The organism is Cryobacterium sp. M91, from assembly GCF_002929615.1.
In the GTDB taxonomy this organism is placed as follows: domain Bacteria; phylum Actinomycetota; class Actinomycetes; order Actinomycetales; family Microbacteriaceae; genus Cryobacterium; species Cryobacterium levicorallinum.
Genome location: NZ_PJJT01000083.1, coordinates 64,251 through 88,913 on the forward strand (window position 1 = coordinate 64,251; position 24,663 = coordinate 88,913).

Consider the following 24,663-nt stretch of genomic DNA (forward strand, 5'->3'; position numbering starts at 1 on the left):
CGCGTCGATTTGGCCTTCGCCCCACAAGACCGTATGCTTACTCTTCGGCAGCCATGAACTTTATGGCTCACGGCCCCATCGTTTAGCGGCCTAGGACGGCGCCCTTTCACGGCGTTAACACGGGTTCGAATCCCGTTGGGGCTACGCAAACTGCACGTGCACACAGAGTAAGTGAAAAAGTAGTAGAGAAATAGAATAGTCTTACCGAGTGCCTCGCACACAGATTCACAATTTTCACCTCGAGGCCCTGTAGCGCAGTTGGTTAGCGCGCCGCCCTGTCACGGCGGAGGTCGCCGGTTCAAGTCCGGTCAGGGTCGCAAAGGAAATATAGCCCTTTCGAAAGGAAGGGCTTTTTTTCTTAGAAGACGCGTTTTGACGTATCTTTGGGGCCCTGTAGCTCAGTTGGTAGAGCGTTCGACTGAAAATCGAAAGGTCACCGGATCGACGCCGGTCGGGGCCACCAGAATCCTCGTAAGCCCAGTGCTTACGGGGATTTTTTTGTTTCTATGAAGTTTTTCAGTCGGCCGCCCCGCATAAACCCCGCACTTTCAAATTAGGCCATCGAGCCGCTTTTCCATTACTTCAGCAGCCCGCTTCGATCCCTTGACTGTGTTCATGTATACGTCTTGAGTCATGGACGGGTTCTCGTGACCGAGGTAATCGGCGATCTCAGTGGCCGAAAGCCCCTCCTTGTCGAGAATCGTCGCCACCGTCTTGCGAAACGAATGTGTAGAAAGTTCGGGATAGCCAAGCACGTCGCGCCGGTCACGAATCTCGCGCTGAGTGTTCGACGGATCGCGTAGGCGCATAAGCGGCGTAGGGAACAGGAGCGTCGTGAACTCCCGCAGTCGTTCATTACGGCGGTGGAGCATCTCCATCGTCTGCGCCGGCAAGGGTGTAATGCGTGCTGACTTCTCGGTCTTGGGAAAGTTCTGCCGCACGACACCCTTGCCCTTCACCCGAACGTTGATGGCCTCGACAGTGGCCGTGCCGGCTAGAAAATCCACCGAGCCGATTTCAAGGGCGCATACTTCCGCCACGCGCCAGCCGGATGAAAGCATGAACTCAATCAATCCGACAGTGTCCCACCTCATCAAGTCTGCATCGGCCCGGGCCCGGCCCAGAAATGCGGGCAGTTCGTCGATAGGGATGGCGGCGCTGCCTCTCCTCTTCCCTCTGCTTCGGGAGATTCGCTCCAGCTCACGCACGGGGTTCTTGTCTAAAGCGCCGTTGACAACGGCCAAAGCCATCATGCCGCTCAGTGTTGAGCGGCAGTTTTTCGCGGCGCCAGCCCCGCTCTCCTTCTCGATGCGGTTGAGGAACGGCTGCAGACGCTCCGGCTTAGCCTCGGCCACGGTGAGGTCGCCGATCTTCGGGATGATGTGGGCGGACACCGCATAACCATAGGTTTCCAATGTGCCCTCAGCTCGCCCCACATCACGCTTGGCGTTCAGAAACATCTGCGCGAGAACACGCAAGGATGTGGTCGGCTTCAACTCTCCGCCCCGATCCGCCTCGATGGTCGTGAGCGCCTGTTTCAGCGCAGTCGTCGCCTTTGCCCTACTTGAACCATATTTTTCCACTTGACGGGCCCTCCCATCGGTAAATCGGTAGCGGGTGCGCGCGCGCCATTTCCCGGTCTCGAGTTCACTCGTGTTGATGGTGCCGTACGTCCCAATTCCCATCCTCGGTCTCGCCATCAGCGCGCCTCCTTCATGAACCCTCGGATCTCGTCAACGAGCACGCGAGTTACACGGCCGCGGGCCTGCGGCGCGCTATCGGATCCGGCACGGCGGAATGACTCCTCCTCGAGCGAACGCGTCCAAAGGTCGAGAGCTAGCTGCCGGAGTCGGACGATGCTTATGCCGAGTTTCTTGGCTGCGCGTTCCTCGGCGAGGCTGCCTGCATTGCCTTTGGTCGGGTTCCGGGTCGCCGGCTCAGGGGGCATTTGGGACTGATCGAGGAGCTGGGAAACCTGGTCATATCGCTCAGCATCCGTCGCCTCCCGACCACGCATCTCGCGCATCTTGCGCAAAACCTCGTCCTCTAGCTCATCGTCCATCTCGTAGTCACTCTCGGAATCGACCCGATTGTCGAAGCTCGTGGTCACCTCAGCGCCCCTAAGCACGCCATCGACCCATGAGCGCTTCACCGGGTTCAGGCCGCCTGACACCAGAGTGAGAACCTCCGCGTCTCCCAGCAGGGCGGAGAGCGTGAGCGACCGCCCCAGGAGGTCCCCCAGGGCAAGCGCCAGCAGCAGCAGAGTAGGCAGCGTCAACGACGCCTGCCCGCGCTCGATGTTACTGACGCTGCTGGCGCTCCAACTCGCGCCGTAAGAACGGGCAGCCCGGGCGATCTGATCCAGGGTAAGGCCTCGTTCCCGTCGCATTTGCGAGACAAACGCGCCCACTGCAGCAGATATTGTTTCGGATTCTCTCATCTTTACAGGATACAGAACTTGTAGAAGAAAAAGAAAGCCGCTAGCATCTAGTTACACGTTATAGAACTTGTAGAAGGGAACATTGCAATGACAGTGCACCACCCAGAAGCGCGTCCATTCGCACTCCTAACGGCTAGGGACCTCTCGGCTCAGACCGGTATGTCGATGTCCACCATTTACCGCAAGCGCTCGAACGGCGAGTCTCTGCCTCGAGCCGTGAAGCTCGGAGGGCACGCGGTTCGGTGGCGTCAGTCCGACGTCGACGCCTGGATCGGGGAGCAGCTTGAACCCGAAGCGCGGTGAACCATAAGGCGCGGCCGCCACTCCCCCCGCCAGGAAAAGCAAAACGCCCCGGCAATTGCCGAGGCGCTCTACACGATATTTATCTCCAGCCGACGAGTTACCGCTCATTGTTCGGCTGAAAGGACGTAGTTATGACTCTAACAACAGACGCCGAGGGAGACAAGGACGCACACTCCAATCCCGTGAAGGGTTCGGAAGGTTCTCCCGAAAGCACCAAGAAGGGTGGCATCACTGCTGATAGCGTGCACGGACTGCACGGGCTTGCCGAACTTCTCTCTAATATCTTCTCTCACACGGAAGTTCCGCAGAGCTGTGCAGTCCGTGCAGTCCTCGCCCTAACACCCCCGAGCGGGGGTGAGCGCTGATGCGCGTTGAGCGGGTTTTGGAGCAGCTTGAGCAGGTCTCCGGTCCCGTGCGGTCCGGCAGTGGGCACAGGTGGAAGGCCTGCTGCCCGTCCCACGACGACAGTAGCCCGTCGCTCTCTATTTGGGAGGGCCCCGACAGCAATGTTCGGGTGAACTGCTTCGCCGGGTGCGAGCAGGCAGCTATCCGCAAGGCGCTGAGTTGGTCTGACGTCTGGATGCCGGGCAACGTACGTCACCAGATGACGTACCCCTATGTTGGCGTCGCTGGCGACCTGATCTTCGAGGTTCTCCGCGGCACCAAGAATGGAATGAAGGAGATCTCCCAGCGGGCGCCGGACCCAGAGTCCCGCTCCGGATATCGGTGGAGCTTGAAGGGTCTCACCGTTGAGCAGCGGCAAACAGTGTTCATGGCTCCGGCCGTAAGAATGGCAATCGACGCCGACGAAACCATCTATGTCGTCGAAGGCGAGAAGGACGTGCTCTCGGCGATGGCCCTCGGTTTGACGGCGACGTGTAATGCCGGAGGCGCCGGTAAGTTCACAGAACTTCACGCTCAGCAGCTCACGGGTGCTGACGTTGCAATTGTTCAGGATAAGGACGACGCCGGGCGCATGCAGGGCGCACAGGTTTATCGCCTGCTTGCGGGCGTCGCGAAAAGCGTGCGGCTTTTCGACGTCCATCCGAAACTGCCGGAGAAGGCGGATCTCACCGACCATCTGGGAGCGGGGTTCACTCTCGCGGATCTCGTCGAAGTGGATCCCACGCCTCTGGCTACGTCGAACTGTGGAAACGGCGGGAACGGCGGGAAGGTTGCGTCGGGCAGCAGCCCGGCCGACCCCGTGCCGTCGGGAGGTTCTGACTCTGAAGCATCGGAACGCCTCGTCGCCTGCGCGCTCCGGGGCGCGTTTCTGTGGACGAGGGCGGCTGACTGGCTGAGGTGGAACGAACGGGTGTGGTGTCTCTGCAGCGTTGAAACTGTAATTGAAGTCGCGCGGCGGTGGGCCAAGGCGGAAGTCATGGCAGCCGTAACCGCGTATGACCCGGACAACCAGGAGTCCGTGTCTACCCTCAAGAGGGCGCAGAGTCTTCTGGCGAAGAACAAGCTCGGTAATGTGGTCGCTCTTGCTAAGGGACAGCTTGAGTGTGACTTCGACGAATTCGACCTCGACGCGGACATATTCGTCGCCCTCAACGGGGTCGTCGATCTGCGGACCGGCACGCTCATGAAGCATGATCCGGCCCGGCTGGTGACGAAGTCCTCGTTGGTGGCGTACCGCAGCGGCGCGACACACCTGGACTGGCTTGCTGCGCTAGATGCTGTGCCGGACGATGTGGCCCATTGGCTCCAGGATCGCTTCGGTCAAGGAGTCACAGGCCACGTGCCGAATGACGACGTTATGGGTGTGCTGGAGGGCGGCGGGGAGAACGGGAAGTCGACGATCCTCGGTGCCGTGCTGAAGGCGGCTGGCAACTATGCCGGCATTATCCCGGACAAAGTCCTGCTCTCGGACAAGGGGAGTCAGCACTCGACCGAACTCATGACTCTGAAACAACTTCGGCTCGCGATCATTGAGGAGACCCCTGAGGAGCGGTTCCTCGATGTGGCCCGGATCAAGAAGATCCTGGGTACACCCGGCGTGGTCGCCCGGTACGTTAATCGCGACAACGTGACCTTCGACCCGACGTGGGCTATCTTCATTTCCACCAACTACCCGCTCGGTGTCAATGAGGTCGATCATGGCACCTGGCGACGGCTTGCGAAAGTCGTCTTCCCATATCGGTACCGTGACCTGTCCAAGGGCGATCTGATCGAATTCGCGAGTGACCTTCCGGGCGATCCGGGTCTGCGCGACAGGCTGAAGCATGGAGCAGCTCAGCAGGAGGCGGTTCTCGCGTGGCTGATCGAGGGTGCTGGCCGTTGGTATTCGAACAATCGGAGGCTTCCCGGCCAACCAGCCTCGGTCCGTGAAAGCACTCTGGAATGGCGAAAGGAGGCTGACCAATGGTTAGCCTATGCGGATGACCACCTAGTGCTCGAACCGGGCGCTGCAATCTGGCTCGAGGATGTGCAGCGCGCGCTCAACCTGTGGCAGCAGGGTCGAGGTCAGCGGACATGGGGAATGTCGACCTTCAAGGCACGTCTGCAGGCCAACCCGTGGATGAAGCAGGAGAGCGTCGCGTTCTCCGGGCAGGAGGTCCGCGACCCGGCGACGTTGAGCCGCCCTGACCAGCTGGTGATGGACCTGAAGCCAGCCCCATCCCGCCCTCGCTGCCTACTTGGTGTGCGGTTCCGTACGCCGGAGGATGACGTCGCGGTTCTGGAGGCCGTGGCGGCGGGGATTTCCGCGTCTCACGCGACGAAGAAGCGCATCCCCGTCGAGTCCGGTCGCCCGATGCCCGTCATCACCGACATCGACGAGGCGGAGGCTGCCTGATGCGAACCGTCTTCTTCGACCTCGAGACAGCTTCAGCCACGGAACTCTACACTCACGGCCCGAGCTTCTGTCGACTCGCCGGCTACGCCGTCGACGATGGTCCCGTTGTGCTCACGACGGACATGGCCCACCTGTGCGCCGTGCTCCGGGACGCGGATCGCGTCGTGGCGCACAACGCGATTATGTTCGACCTCGCAGCCCTAGAACGCTGGCACGGGCTCGATGTCGGTCAGCTGATTGCCGAGGGCAAGGTCCGGGACACGCTGTTGCTCGCGCGGCACAACGACCCTCCGTTTGCCGGCCATGCTGATGACCGTCGGTACAATCTCGACGCGATTGGGAAGCAATTATTCGGCCTAGGGAAAGATCTCTCGGTCTCCGGTGAGTCGACCCTTGACGAGCTGTCAAACAAGTTCGGTGGCTACGACCAGATACCCGTCGATGAGCCGTCGTATCGCAGGTACTTGGTCCGGGACGTTGAACTCTTGCGCGAGGTCGCCGCATACCTGAATTGCGACGAGTACGTTCTCCGGGAGCATCGCGTCATCTGGCGGCTGACTCACATCAGCAAGCGCGGTTTCCGTGTGGATGTCGTCGAGGCCCGCCGCCGGCTGGTTGCCCAGCAAAGGCGTGTGTCCTTACTCAAGCAGCGTATGGCGCAGAACTATGGATTGCCGACCAGCGGCACGGCACCCCAGCGAACGAAGGCCGGTATCGCCGCTCTCGAGAAGGCCTTCACCGATTGCGGCGTCGAGCCGCCACGCACGCCGAAGGGGGCGTTGGCGACCGGTAAAGACTCGCTGGGTGGCCTGCTCCAGGACCATCCCGACAACGAGGCACTCGTCGAGCTGGTAGAGACCTTGCGGGCGCTGAATGGAGAGCGGTCAGTGACCCAGACGACGCTCGACCACACCGGATCCGACGGTCGAGTGCACCCATCCGTGGACGCACGGCAGACCACGGGGCGGATATCGGTGACCAAGCCTGGATTGACGGTAATGGGCAAGCGTGACCGTGCGAACGTGCTCGAGCGGGCTCTACTGCTTCCGGACCAAGGCGACGTTCTCATTGCATTCGACCTGAGCCAGGTCGACGCACGGGCGATCGCCGCACACTGCCAAGACGCCGCGTATGTCTCCGCTTTCGAGCGCGGAAAGGATTACCACACCGAGATGGCGGTAGAACTATTCGGCGACGCCTCCCGTCGCAACGACGCTAAACCCGTCACCCACGCGACGACTTACGGAATGGGTGCGAAGGGTTTGGCCGCGTCGGCAGGGATCGGGCATTCCGAAGCTCAGGCGTTGCTAAACAAATTGGACGGCCGCTTCCCGGGCCTTGCCCGCTTCAAGAAGCAAGTGCGAGCAGAGGCCGAGAGGAAGCACATCCTCTGGAATGCGTTCGGACGCCCGATGCGTGTGCAGAAGGGCAGGGAGTACACCACGGCCGCTGCTGCTATGGGTCAGGGCACGGCACGGGACTTGATGATGGAGGGAATTCTCCGCCTGCCCGAATGGCTGTTGCCGTGCCTGCGAGCAATCGTGCATGACGAGATTGTGCTTTCGGTTCCGACCGACCGCGCCGAGGAGGCCGAGACCGCGGTGATGAATGCCCTGCAGTTCTCCTTCGCGGTAGCTGACGCCGATACTCCCGTCCTCGTTCTCGCCGACAAGTCGGAGCGCGGTCGTGACTGGGCGGACTGCTACCGCACTGAGAAGAAGGCGTGGCCCGAAGTTGCTCGCGCCCACCGCGAGCAGTTGACATGTGACGACATTCGTTGCACGTGGCACACCACTGATAACGACATCAAGGAAGGAAGTGAAGCATGAAAACCGAGAAAGGGTCCTCCGCTCCAGTTCGCGTCCCCCGTTGGCTGACCGCTGTGGCTGCAGTGTTGGTGGCTGGTATATCCATGCTCTCCTTCGTCTTGTCGTTCGAGGTGTTGCGTGACCTCGCGTCGCGCTCGGGTGTTCCTGCCGATATTGCGTGGGCGTGGCCACTGATCGTGGATGGCAGTATTGTCACCGCGATGCTCGTGATCTTCGCATGGCGGGGTCGTTCACGCCGTGCGACGACGTGGCCGTGGGTCACGTTGTCAGGGTTCGCTACCGTGTCGGTGGTTGGAAATGGTGTGCATACCGCAGCTGTTTACGACCCCACTCAGGGCATCTCGATAGGATTCGCAATCTTCGTGGGGGCAATCCCCCCGGTCGGGCTGCTGCTGTCCAGCGAGATGCTTGTACGCCTGCTGACACCCGCTGAGGAGCTTGTAACGGAGCTCGTGTCAATCGGGGAAGCTGTCGTGCCACTATCACCTGTGCCCGTCAGCTTGACAGTCGTGAACGATAAGGTTGCCGCAGCTGTCACGGCTGTCACCGCTGTCACTGTCCCCGAGACAGGCGCGACATCGCGGGTCGCGCCTGTCTCGATCCGCGACACGGCTGTCGTGATTGATGTCACTCCTGACACGACGCTGCAAGAGGTGACCGTCACGCTGTCCACGGGTGCGACAGAAGGTGTCGCACTTGTGGATCCGGTGACGCACCGGCACGCAGGTGTATCAATACCGACTGACCGGGCAGGACAGGTCAATTGGATCGTGACGCGGGCCACGACAGGGCGTGACGTGACAAAAGAAACACTGTCACAGCTATTCGAGCAGGCCGGTAATCCGGTGACCGATCGGACAGTGTTGCGTCGTCTCGCCGATGCTCGCCAGCAGTTTCCTGATGTCTTCCGCGCCAACGGGCCAGCGTATCTCGAACTACGTGGATCACGAGAAGAAGAGCTGGCGTGAGGCACACGGTGCCTCAACTCCATGCTGAACAGATCGCTCAGCTCCGGGCGACCGGGACGCTCACGACAGGAACGTAAAAGACGCCCGGAATGCAGCTGCGTTCGCCCGTTCCGCAACGTTCGAGAAGCAGCCCATGACGCTCGACGTGAGGTCGGAGCTGCTTACGACGCGCGAAGGCAAGGACCGACCGGTCCAGGTCTCGGCCTACAAGGACGAGACCAAAAGAGACGTGCGCCTCGTTGAGGCGGTTGGGTGCCTTGTCGGCGAGCGAGACGTGCGTGGCTGGTGCGTCCCAGCAGCAGCAGCCACACGCGGCGGCGGCTGCTTCCGGTCAGACGACGGGCTTCTACCTAGTCGAATGACCGGTGCGTCACCACAGCATCTGCCTTGGCGACGCGCTCGACGAAACCCCGTCGCTCCGCAAGGTGCGGCGGTGTTTCGTCGTCTTGGAAGGGGGGGGACCCGCCGTAGGCGGGGGGAAGGCGCCAGTCGTCCCCCAGGTGTCGGACCGGAGGTCTGACCAAGGAGTTACCCAAAGGCATGAGCAAAGCGATATGTCTGACGGATAAACTGCTTGCCCGTTCTTCTTGTAGGCTGATACCACCCTTGCGGAGCGTGGGAGATACAGGACCGGACTACAAGAAGAACCGAGCGGAGGGGGCGGACTGATGACGAGGACCGATGAGGCAAGCGGAGCGACGCCGAAGCGGCCGAGGAAGAAGGCCGTCAACTTCGCGAAGCGGCGCACATTGCGGTTCAGTGACAGCGAGGAACGAGCTGTCGAAAACGTGCGCCGGGCCTTGGCCAAGTCCAGCGGTCGCGACATCGCAGATGTCACCTTTAGTGAGGCGCTTCGGCTGCTCATTACGGACAAGATCGGCACCGCCGAGATTGAAGCGCAAGCGCTCGCAATGGAACGTCACGGCGTATCGCCGGGAGCGAATCTTGCCAGCATGTCCGACCGGCTCGGCTACGAGCTGGGTCCAATCAGAAATTTCCTTTCGCATATTTCTGGGAACGTAAATCAGATCGCGAAGAGGCTCAACAAGGACGATCCCGTGACAGCCGCCGAAGTCTCGAACGCACTGGAGGGCGTCGCTGAGATGAAGGCAATGCCTGACGAGATCGAACGGCGCATCGCGCACCTCGTCGCGCAAGGCCTCCCATCGCGCAGGGGTGCATAAATATGCCTGTCGTAGTGGCAAGTGCATCGCGCTCAGGCCATGCCCTCATCAGCTACGCCCTCGACGACAAGCCCGACCAAAAGGGAGAGCGCTACGTCATGGCTTCCGGCGTCGGTGGGCTCCTCGTCTCGGTCGCGAAGCAGCAGATGCGAGACGTTCGAAAGAAATGGGGCAAAGACAAACCTGGCGCGTTCGTTCAGGCGTACCACGTGATACAAAGCTTCGCGAAAGACGAGCTCGATCCAGATGATCCTGACTCTTGGATGACGGCGCAAAAATTGGGCCGCGCAATGGCTGTGGACCGTTTCCCTGGTCGGCAGGTGCTCATTGTCACGCAGCGCGACGGCAAGACAGGCTGCGTGCACAATCACATCGTCGTGAACAGCGTCGACACCAAAACAGGGCGGAGCCTCGACAGCAGCATCGTCATGCATTCCCGTCTCGTCGAAGCCCACGAGCGCGTCCTCGAAGCCGAAGGGTTCGAGCAGCGCGCTGACCTCAAAAAGGCGTTCTCCGATGCGACTGAGCGCCGAGAGCGTGGTGAGCCGAGCGGGCTCCGCAGGGTCGACTCCTCGCAGCGAAGTGAGCTTCGAGAGTTCCAGCGGTACATCATGTGGGAAGCAGACAGCGACATCGCCGACGAGTTCGGGGCAGCGCACAAAGCAGAGCCATTCAGCTCGACAGTTCTCAAGTCCCGCATCGAGCTGGCGCTTGCAGATCCGGCGGCTATCGACTGGGCGAGTTTTGTCGATGCGGGCCGCGCGCACGGCATACATATCGAGCAACGCGGCAAGAAGGGTCGCGGTATCTCGTACGGCATGCTGCGGGAACAACCGGACTGCACGCGCGCTGAACCTTCCGCAAGCGACCGTCGGCGGTGTGCGACGTTCGGTACTGGCTTTGAGATGGATGCGGTAGATCAGGCGCTGGCGCGCAACAGTGAGGCTCAGCAGGCTGTCGCCATTCCTGCTGCTCCCGTTGCGGTGCAGATGACGCTCCCCAAGCCACAAGACCGGCCGGCTCAGAAGGGATTGACTATGGAGGAACGCTTACGGGCCGCACTGGCTCGGGTCCAAAAAGAAGAAGACGTCAATACTCAGCGCAGGGTCGCCGAATACAAGACAACCAAGGCCTCCGGTGCTGAGGCGCGGGTAATTGAAGAGGCTCCCACGCAGCCCGACCAGCGGGCTGCCACGCAAATTCCCGGCGCTGTGTCGCTCTCCCGTCTGCGGGAGGCTCGCGCGGCGCACGAGGCCGCTCACATCGCTTTAAATGCAACGATTGAGCCCGAAGCCGCTGAGGTGGTCTCGACGCCTCAGGAAGTCCAGGCGGACGCCCAGAAGCTGCGCACGATCAACGAGCGTAACCGCCGGCTGGGTCTGCCAGCCGTATCGCCTGAGCAACACGCTGCCAACCAGGCCATGGCGCCCGAGATACGTAAACGCCGGCTGGAGCACCCCGAGTGGTTCGACGACACTGAGCCGGTCATGAAGCCCGGTGAACAGGAGCACGTGCTTTGAGGCTTCCACAAACGATGGACGGCCACCGGGACAGAGCGGTATCGATAGCGTCTCGACGCACGACTATAGTCAGCGGCATGACCGCTGAAAGCACTAACGCGTCCACTGCCGATCCGTTCGTTCACTGGTGCGAGTCGTGCGGCCGCGAAGAGATTCTGAGCACACAGGATGCTTTCGATGCCGGGTGGGATTTCCCGCCCAAAATGGGAACCTTCGGCGTAATCTCACCGCGCACGTGCCCTAATTGCTTGATGAATAGCACCGTGTGGTGGGCGATCTCGGTGGAGAAGGGCCGCATGGACGATCTGACGCCTCGCCAGCTGCAGGTTCTTGGCCGCATCCTCAATGAAGTCCCACCCAGCACGCGAAACGTGCGGCGGACGTCTCCCCTGCCCTAGGTCTGACGTTCGGGAGACCTACCTCGAAGCAGGCGGGGCAACTGACCGTCGAGGTCTTAGCTAACGACTCAACTATTCGAAATCTGCAAATCCTCTGGGAAACCTCCAGATCACGCCAATATGTGCGGTCTATCAGTTGCACTCATATCCGAGAGGAACGCGCACAACGCCAGGCAGTGGGGACTTTCCGAGGTCGATTTACACGCTCGCAACGTCGCCGAAGTGCCTCTACCATTCCACTCATGACCCCTTTCGTACCCACCGCAGTCGGTGCCGATGGGCGCATCGGCCAGCTCGTCGCGGAGGCGGCTGTTCGCCGCAGTGGTTGGATCTGCTCACACGCAATTCCTGTTCCTTGGCCGAAGGACCGGCGTCCAGAGCATTCGCACGCGGTCAGAGGGCAAAAGCCCGTGCCTCACGATCGTCCCTGTAGCGCAGTACATAGGACACAGGCGCCGGCTTATGCATGGTCAGGATTTAACATGTGCAGGCGGCAAGAATGAATGACCCGATGCCTCACCGAAAGATTGATCGAGTTGTGGTGGCCGTCCGGGCCAGCCGACTCGCGTTCCGGGTGGAGAGGGGCCTGGAGAGCTACCTGGAGGTCCAACTATCGCTTCTCCTCATGAATCTGGGACAGGACCTGTTGATCATTGGGAGACAAGTGAACACGGTCGGACGGCGCGTCGATCTGCTCGCGATCAACGCAACCGGTGTCATCTACATCATCGAACTGAAGCTGAACGAAGCCTCGCCCTCGATCATCGCCCAAGTGCTCGATTACCGGCGCTGGATCAGGCAGCTGACCAGGGCCGAGTTTATTCGCGTCGTCGCTGACGGTCCGCTGCACGTCGACTTGGTCGACGCCTTCCAACGGCACTTTGGCCACGCACTAGTGGATGCCGTGAACGAATCCCAGGTACTCATGATCATCGCCGCGTCCATCCACCCGAGAACGGCACGCGCCATCCTGGAGCTCAAGGACATCGGATGCTCGATCACAACATTCCGATACGTCGTCCGGTCCGGCGCCGTCAGCCTTATCCCGTGCTGTCGTGATGATCAGGACACGGAGGACTTGCACGCCGAGACGAGGCCCCCGGCTCTCCTGAAACGTTCGACACCTCCGGTGCTGCATTGGTCACCGAGGTACAGGGTGGGTATTGAAGAGCACGTTCGAGAATTCTGGCTGACCCACGCTCCGCAATTCGCATCACCCATCGTGCTCTTCAGCGTCATCTACGCGCAGTACAAAGAATGGTTTCGCGAACAAGCGGCGGAAGGCCTACAGTCCCCGGTCGTGGTAGGGCTATTCGGTCGACAGCTGGCTGCGATCGTGGCGGCGACTGACGAATGGGCCCACGTCTATGTCCCAACCGGTATCACTATGGAAACGCTCGCGGCGTTGAAAACGTTGCCGCCGACTCGGCCCCGCCAAGCAGCCGGCTTTCATACTGTGGCGTACATGAGAAACCCGGCCTCCCGGGAATTGGACCACTAGTCGAAACCGGCGCATTGCTACAGCGCAGCACGTCTCACTCGATTCGGCGCGCGAATTCAGCCATCTCGGCCATCACATCGGTGCACGATTGCGCTTGCGGTTGGGAAGCGCTGGTCGATGGTGTTTAGTACGCCGTCGACGCCTAGGGCCAGCAGGATGCCGGTGCCCGGAAAAGATCCAACGAAAAGAAGCACCCTGCACTCTCGTGGTCTATAGCTGTCACCATGCCATTTCATAGCCGGGGTTCAAGCCGGTTGCTAAAGCTGGTAACGGATGTAACGGCTGATAACTTTATCAACCATTACTGTGAATCTCTATTAACTTGTATTAATTCAATTGACATTCCGATCCCTCAGTCGGACCAAACGTGTGCCCCATGATCGCGGTCAAGGAATCGCTCGGCATGCGCGAGCTGATCGCCGTCAAACGCAGAGGTCATGTACTTGATCTCAGCAGTACTACTGCTGTGCTTCTGCGCTGTTTCGCGCCAGGTGCTGACCGCGCTGGTCATGCGGGAGAGGACCTCCGCGGCGTCATGCTTCGTGAGCCTCTCTGACGGCACATGTCGTACGTGCAGACGTGTCCCTCATTGCGGCTCCTCTGGATCAACGATCGAATCATTCGCGAGTTCCCGCCCTCCCCGAAGGTCGCAAGCCCAAACTGCGTTGCCCGGGCTGCGTCTACCAGCCAGGCGGGACATCGCGGTCAGGGTGTCGGTCCTCATCAATCGATATTTAGCGCGGATCTGATCTCCGGACACACACACCCGCCGCGACCCCAGCACGGGCTGTCTGGATGCTTTCCCTGATACCGGGCTGTGCCAGCCAGAAAAGCGTTTCCTGAAGCGACTCCCAGTCGTCGGCACCAATGAGAACAGCGGCAGGCTCGCCCTCGCTCGTGATCGTGACCGGCTCGTGCTTGTTGATCACAGCGTCGATCACCTCGCTGAGCTGTTTCTTCACTTCAGCAAGCGTAAAGATTTGCATGAAGTCATGCTCTGTCGGAATCACGCAGCGGGCACGATCTTTCTTGCGATCATCTGAAACTTCCAAATGAACGGTTGACGGCGGTTCGTGCAGCCGGGCAATCGCCGACTCTGCTCGCTGTTGCGGCTCCATCGCGAAGCGCACCCATTGTAGGGATAAGTGCGATTATCGGGGGTAAAAGACCAGACCCCTTGAAGTGAGACGAGGCTGAGTTAAAAAGGGGTCGGGGCGACACGTTGCGTGGCAACTCGTTGTGAGATTCGCTTGGACTTGACGCATGTTTCATCCGACTTGACGCATCGAGTCTGGAACGCGACCAACGCCCGGTTGGCTGCCGCTTCGTTCCTGTGGCGTAGATCACAATCGTCTTCCTCATCAGGCAATTGGGGCCACCAGCGGAGAGCTCTCGTGCAGGAGGTGAGTCGAGTAGCCGGGTTAAATGTCAACTCGGATGAAACGGCGAGCCTGGTGCGACGGTGCAAGACCCGCGGAAACAGTGGGGTCACGAACGCGAAATGGCGTCAGCTTCGATGGAATCTCACAGCTATACAAGCGGCCTGGCCGACCGGGCCGACCCGGCCACCAGCTGGGACGGTCGGTCCGGACAGCTCTCTCCCGGCCAACTATCCGGCCACCGGCCGCCTTGCTACGCGCTCAGCGCGACGAGCAGCCGCTCGATTCCCAGGTCGGCGCCCTCGATCATGGGGATGATGGTGCCATCCATGCGGATAGCTCCGATCGCGTTCTTGAGCAGCTCGCGGTCCCGTCTGCTCATTTGCCCAGCCAGTTGATCGCCACGGGTGATGAGGGTGGCGAGAACGGCGAAGTCGATGAGGTGCCGTTTCACGCCCAGGTCGAGTGGAACCGTGTAAGCGGCAGCCTTGAGGACAAGCGCTCCAAGGAGGTTCGGTCGTCAGATCATGGCCTGGCGCCCGTCATGGTTGACAGTGACCAGCTCAGCCTGGTCGATTGCTTGGTTGGATCCTCGGGCCTCCAGGGTGGTGGTGCCGGTGACACCACGTCGGTCTGCGGCCCTCTCACCGACCTGCTTTTATCGGCCAGCAGCGCGGGCGAGCCGTGACGCTTCAGCGCGCGCGAACGCCAGGGCGGCGTCTACGTCGGCGGCACCCCCGTCGGCTGCTCTGAGGCACTCCACGATGGAGCGACCGTCGAGGTCGTCGACGGGGGTGTTGAGCCACATGGCGATGGACCATTCATCAGCGAGGCCGGTGGAGAGTGTGCGGGCAGCGTCCATGAGGTGCGGGAGGGTGTCCCCGTCCTCGGTGAACTGAAATGCCGGGTAGAGGATGTCGTTCTTTTCGGTGTGCACGGCGAGGAGGGTCTTCCCGATCCGTTTGTGAATGGCTTGCCGGGAGACGCCAAGCCATCGGGATAGGCCGGCGGTGTCGTAGAACGGTCCGACGGCGGCGTCGAGCGCGGCGGTGGCCGGGTCGGCACGCAGCGTGGGTTCGGGCTTGCCACGCTCGAGATCGGCCCTCTCGAACTCGCGCCCGATCCGGGCCCAGTGTCCGACCTGTTGCGCCGCGCTGCGGCCGGCAACGGCGCCCGCTGATTTTGCCGCCTCAAAAATGTCGGCGTCCACTCGCACCTGGATTGTTGCGCTCATGCTGTGAAGGGTAATCCATGTCCAGTGCACCCAGACGGCGAGTCTGCGTTGGGAGCAGTCCTCCCAGTAAAGTGTGTGGGTGGCATCCAAAGGCAGCAAGTCGTCGAAGCGAAGTGCCGCGCCGCAGCCGAAGACCAAGCCGTCGCCGACCGATGTGCACGACATCGTCTACTTCCAACGGCACAAAAGCGATGACCCGACTATGTCAGCGCCCGGCCGTGCTGAGTTGCGCAGCTGGCCCGGGAGCGTCCGCGCCAAGGTGGCCGCCGTCGCGGCCGCTGTCGCCGCAGCGCCGCCGAATCGCTTCTCCGGTGGCGGATATTGGGAAGCCATGCACGGCGAGATGACGGGGTGGTACGAGATTCGCGTCGACGGTCCGGGCCGCGAGCACTTCCGCTTGTTCTGCCAGCTTGACTATGACGCTCTCACCAAAGACGGTGCCCCGGTAGATAAGCCCTATCTGGTGATCATCGACGGTCGGCGGAAGGCCTTTCGGACCACTCTTTCCGAGAGCGAGTACGCGAAGGTCCGAGCGCTGGGCATCGAGTACCGCAGTCGCAACAAGCCGCGATCGGCAATCTAACCAGGGGTCAGGCTGCGGCTCGCATCGGCTCTGTGATCTCGAGGCGTTCGGACTTCGTCATCTTTTCAAGCGTCACCCGGAATCCGAGGGTGGCCGCAACCTCGACAAGAGTCGACACCGTCGGGTTGACCGTGCTGGCTGTGAGTAGCCGGCGCACGGCAGCTGCTTGCATTCCTGCCGCACGCGCGATCTCGGCCTTGGTGAGCCCTTCGGCTTCCGCTGCATCATTCAGTGCGTTGACGATCGCGTCGATCGTGCGGATGCGAATCGCTTCACTGGCGTAGGCGCGCGCGAACTCGGGATCGTGTACGTCGTTGGCGACGTCATCCCAGAATGCCCCGGTCATGATCTTCTCCTGCTGTCGATTGGGTTAGCGTACCATTTATGTTACACCGCAATATCGCAGCCTGGTGAACTCATACGCCGTCTTTTACGTGGCATTTTCAGGCACCCTCGCGCATAATGAGCACAGGATCAGGAGGCACACCATGACGATCAACGAAATTCAGCCATGCGAGATTCAGCAGCGTCAGAGCGACAGCCGTCCCAGTCCGAAAGCTCAGGCTGTAGCCGCGCGCGTACGAGTGAACGCAGACCGCCGGGCCGGCGTGAAGACGCCACAGTGGATCGTCAAGCTTTCTCAGACGCCTGCCGCGAAGTAGTTTCTTTTCTCGCCAAGACAGCGAGCTCGTAACCGGTTAGATGTCTTCCTCGAGTGCGTGCCGCGGATCGAAATCGTTAGTCAAAACCTCGGTGCGCGTTACGATTTCGAGGCTCATTTTCACGCCATCGCCGCCTGGATTCGTCGGTCAAGATCATCCAGCTCGGCCAGCGCCTCTGACGCGGCCCACACGCGGTTCTTCTTGCGGCCGGTGATTTCCTGGATGTACCCAGCTCGGGTGAGCTGGTCGATGGCCCGGTAGGCCTGGGAGGCCACGGACCCGGACCGTGTCTCGATCTCGGCCGCACTCATCACAGGGTGGTCATAGAACGCCTGGATCAGTGCGGCGGCCGCGGATCCGGCGCGAGGGCGCAGCTCTGCTACCCAAGCATCGGGCATCGCCTTCAGTCGAGCGATCGTGCCGCGTGAGCACTCGGCGGCAGCACGCGCTGAGTGCGCGAACAAGCTAATGAGCGGCCCGGGATCGCCGCGGCGGTAGGCGCCGAGCGCTGCGAAGTAGTCGTCGCGGCGGGCGAGGAGACCACTGGCCAGCGGTACAACAGCGTTGCGGGTGACGCCGCGGCGACGCAGCACAGCGGATACCAGCGCACGTCCGATGCGACCGTTGCCGTCGGTGAAAGCGTGGATCGACTCGAACTGGGCGTGGCCGATCGCGGCCTGCACCATCACGGGGACGTCGTCGCGGTTGAGGTACGCCACCAGGTCTGTCATCAGCTCAGCGACTCGCGCAGGCGCCGGCGGCACGTGGAGGGCATCTCGGGGTGAGTAGTCGCTTCCGCCGATCCAGTTCTGCATGTCCCGCAGGCGTCCTGCGTGGCTCGCTTCATCGGGGTCGTCCAGCATCAGCGCGCGGTGCGCGCTCTCGATGTGCTCCAGCTCAAAACGGCCGTGCTGCTCAACGGTGGTGATGAGTTCGTGCAACGCAGCCGAGGCGGCGACCATGCTCATCGCAGAGGCATTGCCTCGGTTGCCTGCAACCGCTTGGGCGTAGTCCAGCGCCGAGGCAGAGATGTGCTCGATCTTCGAGGAAGCCACAGATTCCGAACGCACCATGAAACGGCTCAGCGCCGCGGAATGGCCTTCCGCGTCGGTATCAGCCTGCGCGACGGCGAGAAGGGCTTTCTCGGTTTCCAGCAACACGGCCAGAGGTGGCATGTAGTCGAGCGTCTGGATCATAGGTGGGATCGTCGCGTCGACCGAACTCAGCATCCGGTCTTCACGCGTGCCGCTGCGTATCTGCTGACGCCAGGGCAGAGTCTCAACCTCATGTGGAGGCCAGGCAGTGTTGGTGACTTTAGCGTGCATAATCACAATTTTACCCTGTCTTGATGGTGTTTGTTATCGCTAAACACGAATTAGAGCGAGGATGGTGGTGATTAGCTCCTTCAACGCCTAGACGTCGTCGATCAGGGCCTGCGCCGGTTGATGGGGCCGGAGAGCGCGTTGGATTGCCAAATAAAGTGTCGCCTGCGGTTATCGCCAACCCGGATTCGCCAGGCGTTGCTTTCACGCGTCAGCTCCTTGCAGCCAGCGGGTGACGGTAGTGGGAGCCGCTTCATCCCGATGGAAAGGCTGGGGCCGGTAACGTAGGCGTGTGCCTAAGTCGCTATCGATGAATGAGATCCGTACTCGAGCTGCGCGGTTTAGCCGTGAATGGAAGCACGAGCCGGGTGAAGAACGTCAGCAGGCGCAGTCATTCGTTCGGGATCTGCTAGGCGCGTACGGGATAACCCAGACCCGCGCCGCGTTCTACGAGAAGCGGGTCAAGCGTTCCTCCACCGGCTCCCGCGGCTACATTGATGCGCTCATTCCCGGTCTAGCGCTGATCGAGATGAAGTCTGCGGGAAAAGATCTGATCGCTGCGGAGCGGCAGGCCCTCGACTACATCGACGACCTGCCAGATCCCGAGGTTCCTCGATGGGTTCTCACAAGCGACTTTCAGAGGTTCCGGTTGCTGGACTTGCATGCAGAGATCGGCGTGGGTCCGGTGGAATTCTCGCTCAGCCAGCTGCGGGACAACGCCGAGAAGCTGGCGTTTTTGGCCGGCTACGGTGAGCGCACTTTCGGATCGAAGGCCCAGGAGGCCGCTTCGATCAAGGCGGCAAAGCTGATGGCGTCATTGTACGAGGCGCTCGAAGGCTCCGGGTACGACGACGACCACGAGGCATCGGTGTTCCTGGTTCGCACTTTGTTTGCGCTGTACGCGGACGACGCCGGCGTGTGGGAGCGAGACTTGTTTCTCGAGTTCTTGGAAACTCGCACTGCGCAGGACGGATCGGATCTCGGCCCGCAACTGTCACTGCTCTATCAGGTCATGGGCCGCGCCCCCTCCCGCCGACAGTCGAACCTCGATGAGCTGATCGCTCGGTTCCCGTACGTCAACGGGGGCGTTTTCGAGGACTCTCTGTCGATCCCGACATTCGACGCGGAGATGCGACGCCGACTGGTCGAGGCGACCATGTTCAATTGGTCGGCTATCTCGCCGGCCATCTTTGGCAGCCTGTTCCAAGCAATCAAGGACAAGACCGCGAGGCGCGAGCTCGGCGAGCACTACACGACCGAGACCAACATCATGAAGGTCATCGGGCCGATGTTCCTCGACGAACTCCGGCAACGCTTCACCGACGGTTTCCACGACACACGGGCATTGAAGAAGCTGCGCACAGATATGGGCGAGATGCGGTTCCTCGATCCCGCGTGCGGGTGTGGCAACTTTCTCGTGGTCGGTTACCGGCAGATGCGCGCGCTCGACCTCGAAGTGCTCCAGCGGATTCAGGAGCTCGCGACTGATACCGCGCGCACGATGTTCTTCACAGAGGACAATCTCGCAGTGCGGCTCTCCAGCTTTCACGGAATCGAGCTCGAGGAATGGCCGGCGCAGATCGCCGCGACCGCGCTGCACTTGGTCGAGCATCAGGCGAACCAGGCAATGGAGCTCGCGCTTGGAGCCGCCCCCGACACCCTGCCGCTCGTCAAAGTCCGCAGCATCCACGTCGGCAACGCGCTGCGCACTGACTGGGCCGACGTCGTCGAACCTAACGAGCACCTGTACATCATGGGCAACCCGCCCTTCTTAGGACATGCGACCCGCTCACTCGAGCAGGCACAAGAGCTGCGCGACGTCTGGAGGAGGGACGACATCGGCCGGCTGGACTATGTGACCGGTTGGTATGCAAAGTCTCTTGATCTGCTGAGCCGCCCCGGGTACGCCGGCGAGTTCGCTTTCGTATCGACGAACTCGATCGCCCAGGGCGAGCCGGTGCCTGCTTTGTTCGGGCCGGTCTTCGCAGCCGGATGGAGAGTGAAGTTCGCCCATCGAACCTTCGCGTGGACGAGTGAAGCCCCCGGCGCTGCCGCAGTGCACTGCTCAGTGATAGGTTTTGACCGCGCAGCGAGGAAACGGGCCCGGCTGTTCGAGTACTCCGGCAACCTCCGAGGGGAGCCAGTGGAGATCCCGGTGGTCGACCAGCTCAACGGGTACCTGGTCGACGGGCCGAACGTGCTCGTTGACCAGCGGCGCGCTCCCCTCTCCCCAGCGCTCCCTCTGATGGTGTTTGGCAACATGGCCCGCGACGACGGCAACCTCATCATCGAGCCAGACGACTACGACCACGTCGCGGCCGACCCAATCGCCGCCAAGTACACCCGGCCTTTCGTTGGTGCCCGTCAGCTGATCCATAACGAGCCACGTTGGTGTCTCTGGCTCGTCGATCTCGATCCGAGCGATATCGCCCGCTCTCCGATCCTCCGCCAACGTCTTGATGCCGTCCGTCGATTCCGCGCAGCGTCCAAAGCGCCCTCCACGAGGCAGATGTCTGAGACACCGCATCTGTTCGGGCAACGTTCCCAGCCCGACACCCCATACGTATGCGTCCCGCGTCACGTCAGCGAAACGCGACGATTCTTCCCAGCGGCTCTGTTCGGCCCCGATGTCATCTGCGGCGACGCAAACTTCAAAGCCGATGACCCTGACGGTGTCGCGTTCGCTGCGATTTCCTCTTCCGCGTTCATCGCCTGGCAGCGCGCTGTCGGCGGCCGCATCAAATCCGACCTGCGATTCTCAAACACGCTTACGTGGAACACCTTTCCTCTCCCGGCGCTCAACCACGAGCAGCGAGCCGCGATCATCGCGGGCGGCCATGCCGTGCTGGACGCGCGAGCACTCCGACCGCAACGGTCCCTCGCGGACCACTACAACCCTCTCGCGATGGCCCCCGAGCTACTGCGAGCACATCGCGAGCTCGACGCCGCAGTCGATACTGCCTTCGGGTTGCGCGGCGCCGTCACCGAGATTCATCGGCTGCGGGCGCTGTTCGCCAGCTACTCGAACTTTGCCAAAGCAGGACAACTTGTTATAGCGGCAAAGACGCCTCGCCGGCTAACAGTGAGCACGACGTGACTGAGGCGATCGACGAGTGGCCGTACCCGACCGTTTCCGTCGACGGAAACGCGACCGTGGACGACGACGGCGAGAACCAACTGTGCGAGTGCGGGAACGACTCGTGGGCGGAGGATTGGCGCCACGCAGACCGGGATGGCAATCTGTCCTTCGAGGCGTCCGGCTCATCCGACCCCGCCGAGTTCACTGTATGCCCAGTCTGCGGGCGGGTGTACACCAACCTCTCCCTGTTCGACGCGCGCGCCGTCGCCGCGGCCGCCGTCGCTCAATACGACGTCTCTAGTCCCCTATTCGCGGCAGCGCTCGCACGGTATGACCGCGACGCCTATGGGGCCACTCCGCCGGCGGGTGCGCGAACCTCGACAGCCCCAACGTTCAGGACCAGGCGCGCGAGCTCGCACGATGAGGAGGCCTGATGGTCTACGAAATCTCCATTCATGCGCAAGATCCGAGCGTTGGCCGGGTCGGTGTTGTGCTCGAGGCACTCGCGGACGCCTCCGAACGGGCCGGCGCCTATGAGTACGTCGACGTCGCGGTGGCATACGCCTCGGGCGAAGGCGTTCGTCTGCTGGATGAGAGGTTGTCCAGCGAAATTTGGACTGCGGCACGCAAACGGTTCCTCGTGAGCTTTGACTTTGGCTTCACTCAGCCAAAAGCACTCGCCCGCCTCAGCGCACTCAATAATGCGGAGGTCCGAATCCCGAACGGACGCGCAGTGCTGGCGTCACCGACCCTGCGTCCTCCGTCCGCGTTTCACGCGAAGGCATTCATCTTCCTCGGAGAGGAGTTGACAAAGGGGTGGCACCGTCCGTGCGCCCTGACCGTGGGTTCGGCCAACCTCACCGCCAGTGCACTGTCGACCGGGGCCGAGGTCGTTGCACAGCAGATTTGGATAGGTGCCCCTTCGACTCCAGAATGGCATCACATGCTGCTGGCAAAGCCAGTCCAGGACTGGTTCGAAGACACGTGGGAAACCGCAGATCCACTTTCGGACGTACTCGACGAGTATCGATCACGCCATCGCTCCCTACCCAAGCCTCGGCAACCGCCCGAGGAAAGAACCCCGGCGACGCGCCGCTACCTCGCATCGCCGGCCAAACACGAAACTAGTGGGCCTCTCGCTGTCCAGCTCGCTGCCGCCAAAGTTCTCTGGGTAGACGCATCCTCGATCATCAGGAACTTCGGTCCGAATCGCCCAGGCAGCCAACTCAATACACGCCGCGGAACAAGGGTCTTCTTCGGGTTTGATGCGGAGAAGGTTCCTCATAACACAACGCTTGGCAAGGTCGACATGCGAGTGGCTGGCCATGGGTTTGCAGAACGCACGATTCGATTCGGCGACAACGGCATGGACGTCATTAATTTGCCAATTGCCGAGCAGAACGGAGTGGATACCTACTTAGGTACATTCCTCGTGTTCACGCGCGAGCCGCTCGGAAACGACGGACGGGGACGGTTCACTTTGACAATTACCAACGCTGCTGGAGTTGACAGCCTAGAGGCCTCTGCCGCGAATAGCGTCGAACTTTCCATGCACGGAGGTAGAAGATACGGCCTGCTTTTCTAGGCGACGGCGACGGGTGTCCAGATTCCACCCGACTCGAGAACCTTGCTGCCAATTCGACATCGACGGAACCGATTTGAGGGGCGCCACCCTTGCGCCCACGCAGGGTGGCTAAACGAAGAGCTCGCCGTCGGCTGGCGTCGCCATGGTCGCCAGCTCACCGCGGGCTGTCGCATGGAAATACAGCTGTGCGCGCAGTTCTCGCTTCTGTGGCTTCGACAGCCTGCGGAAGTCGACGAAACAGTGCCCTGGCGCCCTCTTCCGCGCGTCTCCGAGCGGGCGCTGGGAGTCGTCGACGACATGACGACCTGACTCGATCACCTCGCCAACAGTGAGACCCCACACGCCGAGCGAAGGGCTCTTTGCATTCTGAGTGTGCCAGTCGCGGGACTCCTGCGGGCTTACCTCGTCCGAGCGGGAGTATGACGGCATGTCCTGGTCAGCAGAGCTGGGGCCGAACGCCGTGGTAGCGATCCGGTCACCGTCGACCATGTGCTGGGTCACCTGCCTGTAGGCAAATTCGCCTTCATTGATCATGAGCTGCTCGCCGTCGACCAGCTCAACGTCTGCGCCTGTCATGCTTTCTCCGCTTCGATGAAAGCGATTGCCTTAGTCAGGTCGGCGGTCTCCGAATTCTGGCTTGAACGTTGAGCGCGCTGGAGCGAGAACATTTCAAAGGTGCCGTCGGCCGTGATCTCAACACTCCGGACCCTCTCGGGGCTCGCCCACTCGATGAGCACGCCACCTTCGGGGTTCGGAAAGACGCCCGGCCGCTCGATCAGAGCCCTGTCCACAACGCGGAGGAGCATCTGCGCGGCTTCAAGGGCCACGGAAGAGATCTGGTCCCCCTCACCGTCCTCCCATCCGGACGGCAGAGATGCGAACTCAGTTAGCCTCGCACCCCACGCAGTGTCGTCAAACTGGATTCGTTGGATCGAATCGACGTCTTTGAACCGGAACGGCTTCCCGTCTTTGGTCTGGAGAGTTCCCGATATGCGGGTGAGCGGTCCCTCCTCGGTTGAGTTGACCACAGCACGAAAGTCTTCGAGGAGTTCGGGGTTCTGGCGATACCAGCCGTGAACCTTCGTCCTGTCAGCAAGTACAAGCGTGAACCTCTGGTCGTCTGCGTTCAGGATGGTGACCCGGCCGACGAGACTCTCCTCCGCTGATTGCAGCCCCTCCGTCGTAGTCGAGGAGTCGGGCGGCACGAGGAAGTCTTCGATGCGCGACAGCTGTTCCACTGCATTCCTGCGCGTCTCGACGGTAATCGTCACGGGCTGGGCGTCGGAAGGATCTAGATAGAACTCGATGCTCTGTTCAGACCGGAGCGTGAAGCCTATTTGAGAGACCGCTTCGCGAAACTCAAGGTCTTCCGCCAGCGAGAGCGCGGGCAGTTCAGGAATCGGAGCAGCAGAATACGCGGCGCCAATAATAGCGTCCGCTGCTTCCTGAGCCCCCGCCTGGTATTGCACGTACTCTGCGTGCTGCTCAAAAGCGAGAAAGATATCCGCGCTGCCCTCGTCAATGCGCTCAATGGTGAGGCTTATCGAGTTGCGAAGGTCACTTGGCGGTTCCTCGCCAGGATGCTCACGCCGCCACTCTGCCACGGCCGCGATTCGGACAACATCCTGATATCTCTGGAGCTCTACAAGCGAATCAACCGGGAGGCGGCCTCCATCAAAGCGCGCACCCGTGAGGCGCACGCGCTTGACACCTGGTATTCGCTCATCCCCCACATCAAACATGCTAGCGGTGCCGCTGCTCAACGCGAGACTCCGTATCACTGCCTGTCCATCAGGGTGTACCCAGTTGAGCAGTTCAAAAGTGCATCAAAATGTGACCGCGAGCGCTTTGTGGCGACGATTTGCGATCCCTCCTT

General features: G+C 61.4%; 22 protein-coding genes and 3 tRNA genes. 16 read left to right on the plus strand and 9 right to left on the minus strand.

The annotated features are described in order from the left end of the window. Window positions 1-71 precede the first annotated feature (71 nt). From CXY80_RS09070 to CXY80_RS09080, 3 genes are all read left to right on the plus strand, one after another. A tRNA-Glu gene (locus CXY80_RS09070) sits at window positions 72-144 on the plus strand. 99 nt (window positions 145-243) lie between these two features. Continuing rightward, window positions 244-317, plus strand: a tRNA-Asp gene (locus tag CXY80_RS09075). Window positions 318-387: 70 nt separating this feature from the next. After that, window positions 388-463, plus strand: a tRNA-Phe gene (locus CXY80_RS09080). A gap of 85 nt (window positions 464-548) precedes the next feature. Here the strand turns inward: CXY80_RS09080 and xerC are convergent. Both xerC and CXY80_RS09090 read right to left on the minus strand, forming a co-directional pair. Further along, window positions 549-1,700: a tyrosine recombinase XerC gene (xerC, locus tag CXY80_RS09085; RefSeq protein WP_104132305.1), complete on the minus strand. Its 1,152-nt coding sequence runs from the start codon at window positions 1,698-1,700 to the stop codon at window positions 549-551. Continuing rightward, complete coding sequence (locus CXY80_RS09090; protein WP_104132306.1) at window positions 1,700-2,440, minus strand: helix-turn-helix domain-containing protein; 741 nt, start codon at window positions 2,438-2,440, stop codon at window positions 1,700-1,702. The genes xerC and CXY80_RS09090 overlap by 1 nt, the downstream gene beginning before the upstream one ends. 87 nt (window positions 2,441-2,527) lie before the next feature. Here CXY80_RS09090 and CXY80_RS20735 point away from each other — a divergent pair, with 87 nt between their 5' ends. From CXY80_RS20735 to CXY80_RS09130, 8 genes are all read left to right on the plus strand, one after another. After that, window positions 2,528-2,743, plus strand: a complete 216-nt coding sequence (locus CXY80_RS20735) for an AlpA family phage regulatory protein (RefSeq protein ID WP_104132307.1) — start codon at window positions 2,528-2,530, stop codon at window positions 2,741-2,743. Window positions 2,744-3,257: 514 nt separating this feature from the next. Then, window positions 3,258-5,543, plus strand: coding sequence for a toprim domain-containing protein (locus tag CXY80_RS09100; RefSeq protein WP_158251621.1), 2,286 nt, complete (start codon window positions 3,258-3,260; stop codon window positions 5,541-5,543). Further along, complete coding sequence (locus tag CXY80_RS09105) at window positions 5,543-7,372, plus strand: DNA polymerase (protein ID WP_104132309.1); 1,830 nt, start codon at window positions 5,543-5,545, stop codon at window positions 7,370-7,372. The genes CXY80_RS09100 and CXY80_RS09105 overlap by 1 nt, the downstream gene beginning before the upstream one ends. Beyond that, window positions 7,369-8,340, plus strand: a complete 972-nt coding sequence (locus tag CXY80_RS09110; RefSeq protein WP_104132310.1) for a DUF2637 domain-containing protein — start codon at window positions 7,369-7,371, stop codon at window positions 8,338-8,340. Before CXY80_RS09105 ends, CXY80_RS09110 begins: the two co-directional genes overlap by 4 nt. 668 nt (window positions 8,341-9,008) lie before the next feature. Continuing rightward, on the plus strand, window positions 9,009-9,524 hold the full coding sequence (gene mobC, locus CXY80_RS09115; protein ID WP_104132311.1) for a plasmid mobilization relaxosome protein MobC: 516 nt from the start codon (window positions 9,009-9,011) through the stop codon (window positions 9,522-9,524). 2 nt (window positions 9,525-9,526) lie between these two features. Continuing rightward, a complete protein-coding gene (locus CXY80_RS09120) occupies window positions 9,527-11,044 on the plus strand; it encodes a relaxase/mobilization nuclease domain-containing protein (RefSeq protein ID WP_104132312.1) in 1,518 nt (505 codons plus the stop codon). Between the two features lie 77 nt (window positions 11,045-11,121). Then, window positions 11,122-11,442, plus strand: coding sequence for a hypothetical protein (locus CXY80_RS09125; RefSeq protein ID WP_104132351.1), 321 nt, complete (start codon window positions 11,122-11,124; stop codon window positions 11,440-11,442). 625 nt (window positions 11,443-12,067) lie between these two features. Further along, complete coding sequence (locus CXY80_RS09130; RefSeq protein ID WP_158251623.1) at window positions 12,068-12,943, plus strand: hypothetical protein; 876 nt, start codon at window positions 12,068-12,070, stop codon at window positions 12,941-12,943. Between the two features lie 734 nt (window positions 12,944-13,677). Here the strand turns inward: CXY80_RS09130 and CXY80_RS09140 are convergent. From CXY80_RS09140 to CXY80_RS09155, 3 genes are all read right to left on the minus strand, one after another. Then, window positions 13,678-14,061, minus strand: a complete 384-nt coding sequence (locus CXY80_RS09140; protein WP_304466173.1) for a type II toxin-antitoxin system Phd/YefM family antitoxin — start codon at window positions 14,059-14,061, stop codon at window positions 13,678-13,680. 514 nt (window positions 14,062-14,575) lie between these two features. Further along, complete coding sequence (locus CXY80_RS09145; protein WP_104132315.1) at window positions 14,576-14,776, minus strand: hypothetical protein; 201 nt, start codon at window positions 14,774-14,776, stop codon at window positions 14,576-14,578. Between the two features lie 204 nt (window positions 14,777-14,980). Beyond that, a complete protein-coding gene (locus CXY80_RS09155) occupies window positions 14,981-15,556 on the minus strand; it encodes a hypothetical protein (RefSeq protein ID WP_104132317.1) in 576 nt (191 codons plus the stop codon). A 79-nt stretch (window positions 15,557-15,635) separates the two neighbouring features. Between CXY80_RS09155 and CXY80_RS09160 the strand changes: the two genes are divergently transcribed. Next, window positions 15,636-16,139, plus strand: coding sequence for a hypothetical protein (locus tag CXY80_RS09160; RefSeq protein WP_199182245.1), 504 nt, complete (start codon window positions 15,636-15,638; stop codon window positions 16,137-16,139). A 7-nt stretch (window positions 16,140-16,146) separates the two neighbouring features. Here the strand turns inward: CXY80_RS09160 and CXY80_RS09165 are convergent, their stop codons facing one another. Then, window positions 16,147-16,485 carry an XRE family transcriptional regulator gene (locus tag CXY80_RS09165; protein ID WP_104132318.1) on the minus strand — a complete coding sequence of 113 codons (339 nt, stop codon included), beginning with the start codon at window positions 16,483-16,485 and terminating at the stop codon, window positions 16,147-16,149. Between the two features lie 142 nt (window positions 16,486-16,627). On the opposite strand from CXY80_RS09165, the gene CXY80_RS19470 reads away from it, so the two are divergent. Then, window positions 16,628-16,801, plus strand: coding sequence for a hypothetical protein (locus tag CXY80_RS19470; RefSeq protein WP_158251624.1), 174 nt, complete (start codon window positions 16,628-16,630; stop codon window positions 16,799-16,801). A gap of 119 nt (window positions 16,802-16,920) precedes the next feature. Here CXY80_RS19470 and CXY80_RS09170 read toward each other — a convergent pair whose 3' ends face one another. After that, on the minus strand, window positions 16,921-17,997 hold the full coding sequence (locus CXY80_RS09170) for a Fic family protein (RefSeq protein ID WP_233195202.1): 1,077 nt from the start codon (window positions 17,995-17,997) through the stop codon (window positions 16,921-16,923). A 418-nt stretch (window positions 17,998-18,415) separates the two neighbouring features. On the opposite strand from CXY80_RS09170, the gene CXY80_RS09175 reads away from it, so the two are divergent. From CXY80_RS09175 to CXY80_RS09185, 3 genes are read left to right on the plus strand one after another with little or no spacing between them, the layout of a single operon-like run. Then, entirely contained in the window at window positions 18,416-21,220 is a 2,805-nt protein-coding gene (locus CXY80_RS09175; RefSeq protein WP_233195204.1) for a DNA methyltransferase, read from the plus strand. Then, entirely contained in the window at window positions 21,217-21,636 is a 420-nt protein-coding gene (locus tag CXY80_RS09180) for a hypothetical protein (protein WP_104132321.1), read from the plus strand. Before CXY80_RS09175 ends, CXY80_RS09180 begins: the two co-directional genes overlap by 4 nt. Continuing rightward, complete coding sequence (locus tag CXY80_RS09185; protein WP_104132322.1) at window positions 21,636-22,787, plus strand: hypothetical protein; 1,152 nt, start codon at window positions 21,636-21,638, stop codon at window positions 22,785-22,787. The genes CXY80_RS09180 and CXY80_RS09185 overlap by 1 nt, the downstream gene beginning before the upstream one ends. A gap of 108 nt (window positions 22,788-22,895) precedes the next feature. On the opposite strand, the gene CXY80_RS09190 is transcribed toward CXY80_RS09185, so the two are convergent. Further along, the gene (locus tag CXY80_RS09190) at window positions 22,896-23,363 is read right to left on the minus strand and encodes a hypothetical protein (RefSeq protein ID WP_104132323.1); all 468 of its coding nucleotides are present in this window, start codon (window positions 23,361-23,363) and stop codon (window positions 22,896-22,898) included. After that, window positions 23,360-24,550, minus strand: a complete 1,191-nt coding sequence (locus CXY80_RS09195; protein ID WP_146070712.1) for a hypothetical protein — start codon at window positions 24,548-24,550, stop codon at window positions 23,360-23,362. Before CXY80_RS09195 ends, CXY80_RS09190 begins: the two co-directional genes overlap by 4 nt. Window positions 24,551-24,663 lie beyond the last annotated feature (113 nt).